At 65.1% G+C, this 6,875-nt stretch carries 6 protein-coding genes and 1 pseudogene; 6 read left to right on the top strand and 1 reads right to left on the bottom strand.

Translation table 11 applies throughout. The features are described 5' to 3' along the window. A pseudogene (locus VK519_RS02890) lies at positions 1–892 on the bottom strand (alpha/beta hydrolase family protein); the annotation flags it as partial. A gap of 141 nt (positions 893–1,033) precedes the next feature. Between VK519_RS02890 and lgt the strand changes: the two are divergent. The 6 genes from lgt to creD form a co-directional block, all read left to right on the top strand. Continuing rightward, complete coding sequence (gene lgt / locus VK519_RS02885; RefSeq protein ID WP_324347491.1) at positions 1,034–1,852, top strand: prolipoprotein diacylglyceryl transferase; 819 nt, start codon at positions 1,034–1,036, stop codon at positions 1,850–1,852. A gap of 10 nt (positions 1,853–1,862) precedes the next feature. Next, the gene (locus tag VK519_RS02880) at positions 1,863–2,657 is read left to right on the top strand and encodes a thymidylate synthase (RefSeq protein WP_324347489.1); all 795 of its coding nucleotides are present in this window, start codon (positions 1,863–1,865) and stop codon (positions 2,655–2,657) included. An 85-nt stretch (positions 2,658–2,742) separates the two neighbouring features. Further along, positions 2,743–3,228 carry a dihydrofolate reductase gene (locus VK519_RS02875; protein ID WP_324347487.1) on the top strand — a complete coding sequence of 162 codons (486 nt, stop codon included), beginning with the start codon at positions 2,743–2,745 and terminating at the stop codon, positions 3,226–3,228. Beyond that, positions 3,225–3,623, top strand: coding sequence for an NUDIX domain-containing protein (locus VK519_RS02870; RefSeq protein WP_324347485.1), 399 nt, complete (start codon positions 3,225–3,227; stop codon positions 3,621–3,623). Before VK519_RS02875 ends, VK519_RS02870 begins: the two co-directional genes overlap by 4 nt. A gap of 17 nt (positions 3,624–3,640) precedes the next feature. Next, entirely contained in the window at positions 3,641–5,596 is a 1,956-nt protein-coding gene (yoaA, locus tag VK519_RS02865) for a DNA repair helicase YoaA (RefSeq protein ID WP_324347483.1), read from the top strand. Positions 5,597–5,666: 70 nt separating this feature from the next. Next, positions 5,667–6,875 (top strand): cell envelope integrity protein CreD (creD, locus tag VK519_RS02860; RefSeq protein ID WP_324347481.1); only part of this gene is annotated, 1,209 nt, incomplete at its 3' end.

Below are 6,875 nucleotides of genomic sequence, written 5' to 3'. Positions count from 1 at the left end.
ACTTTGCAGTCCACTCCACGCCCGATACGGAGGAGAAGGCGTCCTTGGCCAGTACACGCTGGTTGCCGGTAGCATCCTGTTCGACCAGTTGTGACGGCCCGCCTTCGGCGCTATGGAACGCCAGGATATCCTTCCCGTCGGCCGACATTTTTATTGGCGCAAACACCTGTCCCACGATGCTGTGGTCCAGTTTCGTCCAGCCGCTGCCTTCCTTCCGGTAGATGACTGATTCGAAATCCTCCGATGTGCCGAAGGCGTAGCGTGCGTTGCCGTCGTCGTCGAGGGTAAAGTTCATGCTGCCGATGCCGATCTCGGCGATCTGGCGGCGCCCGCCATTTCCGTGCGAGTCGATGTCGTAGAGCTGGCTCAATTCGTCACGCTGATAGATATACGCGCGCATGAAGAAGCGGCCGTTGAGTTTCTGCGGCGTGCCTTCGATGAAACCCCAGCCCATGTCGGTGCCGCGTGTGGCGCTGTGGTTGGCTATGTCGTAGCCGAAGAGATAGTCCTGATGCTTGCCGTCGACATCGGTGGCAATGATCTCACCGGTCAGCGCGGGCTTGTCGATCGTGCCCATCTGCTTGGCCTGGCCAAGCACCAGCCGTGTGTTGCTGACCCAGGTGATGTCTTGCGGCATGAGGTACTTGGGCATGCGCAGGATACTGGCCGGCGTGGTCATGTCCTCGACGTGATAGATCACCAGCGCGTGCTGGTCGCCTGAGGGGTCATGCATGGCTACGGCGAGGTACTTGCCGTCAGGTGACAGTGCCGGATCGGACAACGAGGGCCGCCGGGTAAAGTCCTCGACCGGGATCAGGTCGGCGGCAACGGCCGCGGCGGATACAGACAGGCACAGCGCGGCCACGGCGGCACGCACGAAATGGCTTTGCATCGAATGGTTCCCCTTTACGGGCGGCTGCCCCCTGGCGGACCGTCCCCGGGCGAGTATAGCGAGCTGGCGGGGGGACGCCAGTACTCCGCCAGGCACCGCGCGGACGGTACAATTCAGGGTCTTCAAGCCCAGCGGACCGCCATGGCAGCTCCTTTCGTCGTCAATTTCAACCCGGTGGCCTTCCAGGTGGGGCCGCTGGCCATCCACTGGTACGGACTGATGTACCTGGGCGGTTTCCTTGGCGGCTGGCTGGCCGGCGAATACCGCCGCCTGAAGGGCCGTTTCCCGGTGTCCCGCGATGCATATAGCGACCTCATCTTCTACGCCATGATGGGCGTGGTGATCGGTGGCCGCGTGGGCTACATGCTGTTCTACACGCCGATCAACTGGATATGGCACGACCCGCTGGCGCTGGTGCGCATCTGGGACGGCGGCATGAGCTTCCACGGTGGCCTGCTGGGCGTGGTGGCGGCGATCTGGTGGTGGTCGCGCCGCCATGGCCTGCATATCTTCGACACGGGGGATTTCATCGCCCCGCTGGTTCCGATCGGGCTGGGCCTGGGCCGGCTCGGCAATTTCATCAACGGCGAGTTGTGGGGCAAGCCCAGCGACGTATCCTGGGCGATGGTGTTCCCCAATGCGCCCGACGCCTTGCCGCGCCATCCCTCGCAGCTTTATGAATTCGCGCTCGAAGGCGTGGTGATGTTCGCCGTGCTGTGGATCTACTCGATGAAGCCGCGGCCGCGCTATGCGGTATCGGGGATGTTCGCCGTGCTTTACGGGTGTTTCCGCATCTTCGTGGAGTTCTTCCGGCTGCCCGATGCCCAGTTGGGTTACCTGGCCTTCGGCTGGCTGACCATGGGCCAGATCCTGTCGATCCCGTTGCTGCTGTTCGGTGTCATCTTGCTGACATTGTCCCGCCGCGCGCCCACCTTGCCCCTCGCCGCGCCAGCGGCGTAGGCTGGGCAGCATGCACACCTATCTCGACCTCCTGCGCCACGTTCTGGACCACGGCGCGGAAAAGCAGGACCGCACCGGTACCGGCACGCGCAGCGTGTTCGGCTGGCAGATGCGCTTTGACCTGGCCCGCGGGTTCCCGCTGGTTACCACCAAGAAATTGCACCTGAAGTCGATCGTCCACGAACTGATCTGGTTCCTGAAGGGCGATACCAACATCGGCTACCTCAAGGAACACGGCGTCCGCATCTGGGACGAATGGGCCGATGCCAATGGCGATCTGGGGCCCGTGTACGGACGGCAATGGCGGGCGTGGCCCACTGCCGACGGCAAGGTGGTGGACCAGATCGGCTGGGTGATCGACGAGATCCGGCGCAACCCCGATTCCCGCCGGTTGATCGTGTCGGCGTGGAACGTGGGGGAGCTGCCGAAGATGGCGCTGATGCCCTGTCATACGATGTTCCAGTTCTACGTGGCCAACGGCCGGCTGTCATGCCAGCTCTACCAGCGTTCGGGCGATATTTTCCTCGGCGTACCGTTCAATATCGCCAGTTATGCGCTACTTACGCACATGATCGCCCAGGAAACGGGGCTCGCCCCAGGCGACTTCATCCATACCCTGGGCGACGCCCACCTCTACGCCAACCATGTCGAGCAGGCACGCGAGCAGCTTTCGCGCGAGCCGCGGCCATTGCCGAGTCTCGTGCTGAACCCCGACGTGAAATCCGTCTTCGATTTTACTTACGATGACATCGGCATCGCCGGCTACGATCCTCACCCGGCCATCAAGGCACCCGTGGCCGTGTGATCGAACGATTGTTGGATTGGCGCGCTACGTGGCAAGCACTACCATAAGCGGGTTGTGAGACGTCAACCGGTTTACAAGGACACCCATGGCCGTATCGATCATCGCCGCGCTGGACGAGAATTTCGCCATCGGCAAGCATGGCCAGATGCCCTGGCACCTGCCGGCGGACCTCGCCCACTTCAAGCACCTCACCCTGGGCAAGTACGTGGTGATGGGGCGCAAGACGGCCGTGGCGATCGGCAAGGCCTTGCCCGACCGCCACAACCTGGTACTGACGCGCCGCCATGACGCGCCGTTCCCGGGGCAGGTGACGGTTCGTTCGATCCCCGAGGCGCGGGCCACGGCCGGCGGCACCGGCATCACCGTGATCGGTGGCGGCGAGGTCTACCGGGAAGCCCTCCCGTTTGCACAGCGCCTGTACCTGACCTGGGTCTATACCGCCATCGAGGGCTGCGACGCCTTCTTCCCCGGCATCGATTTCAAGGAGTGGACGGAGATCTCGCGCGTGCACCATGCCGCCGACGCCACGCATCCCCATTCCTTCGACATGGTCGAATATATCCGCGCATGATCCACGTGGCAGCCGGCGCGCTGATCGACGCCGACGGCCGTGTCCTGCTGGCCCAGCGGCCGCCGGGCAAGCACCTGGCCCTGATGTGGGAATTTCCCGGCGGCAAGCTCGAGCCGGGCGAGGATGCCCGCCAGGGCCTGGCACGTGAACTTGCCGAGGAACTGGGCATCGTCATCGGCGGGGCCACGGCGCTCATGCAGTTCCCGTGGGATTACGAAGACAAATCTCTGCTGCTGGACGTCTTCATCGTGACCACCTGGTACGGCGAGCCCCGTTCGCTCGAAGGCCAGGCCCTGCGTTGGGTGCTGCCCGCCGAAGCGGACCCGGCCGACCTCGCACCGGCCGACCGGCCGGTACTGGCTGAGCTCGCGTGCACGGTCCTGGTCCGCCCCTGACGATTACAATGGTTGCCATGACCGACCACGATGCCGCCGCGCTGCTCGGCGCGGATGGCCCTTTTGCCCGCGAGATCCCGGGTTTCCTGCCCCGCGCCGCACAACAGGCGATGGCTGCCGCCGTGCAGGATGCCATCGCCCAGGCCGACACCTTGATCGCCGAGGCGGGCACGGGCACGGGCAAGACCTTTGCCTACCTGGTGCCGGCACTGCTCTGCGGGCAGCGCGTGATCGTTTCCACCGGGACCAAGGCACTGCAGGACCAGTTGTTCTTCCGCGATCTCCCGCGCGTTCGCAGCGTCCTGGGCGCGCGCCTGAAGAGCGCCCTGCTGAAGGGCCGTGCCAACTACCTATGCCTGCACCGACTGGACCAGACCGTACGCGAGGGCAGCCTGGCTAGCCGGGAGGAATCCACGCAACTGGCGGCCATCCGCGCCTGGTCGGCGCGCACGCGCGCCGGTGATCGCATGGAACTGGCCGAGGTGCCCGAGGAATCGCCGCTCTGGCCCCGTGTTACCTCCACGCCCGAGAACTGCCTGGGCAGCGAGTGTTCCTTCTTCGACAGTTGCCATGTGGTGCGTGCGCGACGCGAGGCCCAGGAGGCCGACGTGGTGGTGGTGAACCACCATTTGCTGTTCGCCGATCTTTCGTTGCGACAGGAGGGTTTCGGCGAGATCCTTCCCGGTGCGCAGGCGTTCATCCTGGATGAAGCGCACCAGGTACCGGAACTTGCCGGCCAGTTCTTCTCACAGAGCATCAGCGCGCGTCAGCTCACCGATCTTGCCGGCGACGTGCTCGCCGAATGCAATGGCGTGACCGGTGCCATGGGCCTGTTGCTGGAACCTGTGGAAGCGCTGCAGGGCGTGGTCCGGCGCTTGCGCCTGGCGATGGATGCGCTGCCTACGCGCGGCGCCTTCGCCGCGCTCGACCGCGATGAAACTATCGGTGCTGAACTGGAGGAACTGCGCGAGGTGCTGGCGTCGCTGGAAGACCTGCTGGGCGGGCAGGCCGAACGTTCCCGGGGCCTGGCCAATGCGTTCGAGCGCACCCAGGCCATGCTGATGAAGCTCGACCGCATCGTCGAAGGCAAAGGCGACGCCGATGTCCGCTGGTACGAACTCTATCCTCGCGGCTTCGCCTTCCACGCCACGCCGCTGGACCTTGCCCCGCCGCTGCGGGCCATGCGCCAGGCCACGCAGGCAGCGTGGATCTTCACCTCGGCCACGTTGTCGGTGGCCGGGGATTTCCAGCACTTCGCCCGGCAGCTGGGCATCGACGACCCACATGCGATCAGCCTGGAAAGCCCGTTCGATTACCGAACGCAAGCGCTTTGCTACTTGCCGGCCAACGTGCCTGATCCCGCCGCGCGCGACCATACCGACCGCGTCGTCGACGCGGTGCTGCCGGTACTGGAAGCCTCCAACGGCCGGGCCTTCCTGTTGTTCACCTCGCACCGCGCGCTGCGCCGCGCGGCGGAGTTGCTCACCGGCCGCGTGCCGTGGCCGCTGTTCGTGCAGGGCACCGCGCCGCGCCATCGCCTGCTGGAAGACTTCCGCCACAGCGGGCATGGCGTCCTGCTGGGCGCGGCGAGCTTCTGGGAGGGCGTGGACGTGTCCGGTGATGCCCTGAGCGTGGTGGTGATCGACAAACTTCCCTTCGCCAACCCCGACGACCCCGTGCTGCAGGCGCGGCTGGATGCACTGGAACAAACCGGCATCAGCGCCTTCATGGGCTGGCAGGTGCCCACCGCCGCCATCGCGCTGAAGCAGGGTGCCGGCCGCCTGATCCGCGACGTGCACGACCGCGGCGTGCTGATGTTGTGCGACCCGCGCCTGGTGACCAAAGGCTATGGCCGCCTGTTCCTGGCCAGCCTGCCACCCATGCCGCGCACGCGCGAACTGGTAGACGTGCAAACCTTCTTCGCTGCATCCGGCGAAACGGCTGCGAATTCGCCCGCCGCCGCCCGAAGTTAGCCATGCCGCGGCCGCGCCCGGCCCCAGGGGGGTGGTGTGATGGTGGCCCGACAGGTGGAAGGAGTACGCAATGTCAGGCTGGATGCATTCGATAACCGCCAAGGTGCTTGGCGTGGGCGCGCTTGCGCTGGTGATGTTGATTCCCCTCGCCTGGATCCATTCGATGGTGGGTGAGCGGCAGGATCTGAACACGCAGGCGGCCGGCAATGTCGCGAAGGGCTGGGGCGGTCGGCAAGTGGTCGGCGGGTTGATGTTGGCGGTGCCTGCCGATCAAACCGTGCTGGACGCCAACCAGCGCCAGGTGATCACGCGCAGTACCGAGTTCGTGCTGGCCGACCGCATGGCTACCTCGGCGACCATGAGTATCGAGCGCCGTCGCTACGGCATATACGAAGTGCCGGTGTACGTCGCCGATGTCAGCTTTGTCGGACATGTGGATGCGGCTGACATCGCAACCTTTCGCCAGGCGAGCGGACGTACCTGGCTCGGTGCCAAAGCCGAGCTACGCCTTCCGTTGGCCGACCTACAAGGGCTGCGGGATGTCGGCGATATACGCGTGAACGGCAAACCGTACCGCCTGGTTTCCTCCACCGCCCAGGCAGGTGGGCTTCCGGTGGTGTCCGTGCCGATCGACCTGGATGCGCTGGCGGGGCAATCGATCGACTTCACGGTGCGGGTCAAGCTTGCCGGAACCGGTTCCCTGCAGTTCCTGTCCATGGCGCGTACCGGTACTGTCGATCTGCAGGCCCCCTGGCCCGACCCGAGTTTCGTCGGTGCGGCGTTGCCTGTGAGTCGGCGCGTGGACGACCGTGGCTTCCAGGCCCAGTGGCGGGTACTGGATCTCAACCGCGACTACGGCCAGCACTGGAACGACTCCGACTCCAAGGTCGATGCCCGGATGGCGGCGTCGGCATTCGGCGTGGAATTGTTCCAGCCAGGCAGCGTGTACCAGCAGAACGATCGCGCCGGTAAGTACGCGTTGCTGTTCGTTGCCATGACCTTCGTGGTGTTTTTCCTGTACGAGGTACTGCAGCGCCTTCGCGTGCATCCGGTGCAATACCTGCTGGTAGGCGCGGCGATGGTGGTGTTCTACGTGCTGTTGCTGGCGTTGTCCGAACAATTCGGTTTCGCGCTTGCATACCTGATGGCCGCGCTCGCGGTCGTGGGCATCATCGCCGGTTATGCGTCGGCGGTGCTGCGCGCACGTCGTGCCGGCTGGACGCTGGGCGTCGTGCTGGCCCTGCTTTACGCGGTACTCTACGGCCTGATCGGGGCAGAA

This window comes from Pinirhizobacter sp. (genome assembly GCF_035317885.1).
In the GTDB taxonomy this organism is placed as follows: Bacteria; Pseudomonadota; Gammaproteobacteria; order Xanthomonadales; family Rhodanobacteraceae; genus Pinirhizobacter.
Note: the sequence above shows the minus strand (reverse complement) of the source record. Positions and strands in the feature narration are given on the sequence as shown.

What these genes read in the sequence shown, in the direction of transcription:
- lgt (WP_324347491.1), top strand. Translation starts at nt 1,034, where the DNA reads ATGGCAGCTCCTTTCGTCGTCAATTTCAACCCGGTGGCCTTCCAGGTG.
- VK519_RS02880 (WP_324347489.1), top strand. Translation starts at nt 1,863, where the DNA reads ATGCACACCTATCTCGACCTCCTGCGCCACGTTCTGGACCACGGCGCG.
- VK519_RS02875 (WP_324347487.1), top strand. Translation starts at nt 2,743, where the DNA reads ATGGCCGTATCGATCATCGCCGCGCTGGACGAGAATTTCGCCATCGGC.
- VK519_RS02870 (WP_324347485.1), top strand. Translation starts at nt 3,225, where the DNA reads ATGATCCACGTGGCAGCCGGCGCGCTGATCGACGCCGACGGCCGTGTC.
- yoaA (WP_324347483.1), top strand. Translation starts at nt 3,641, where the DNA reads ATGACCGACCACGATGCCGCCGCGCTGCTCGGCGCGGATGGCCCTTTT.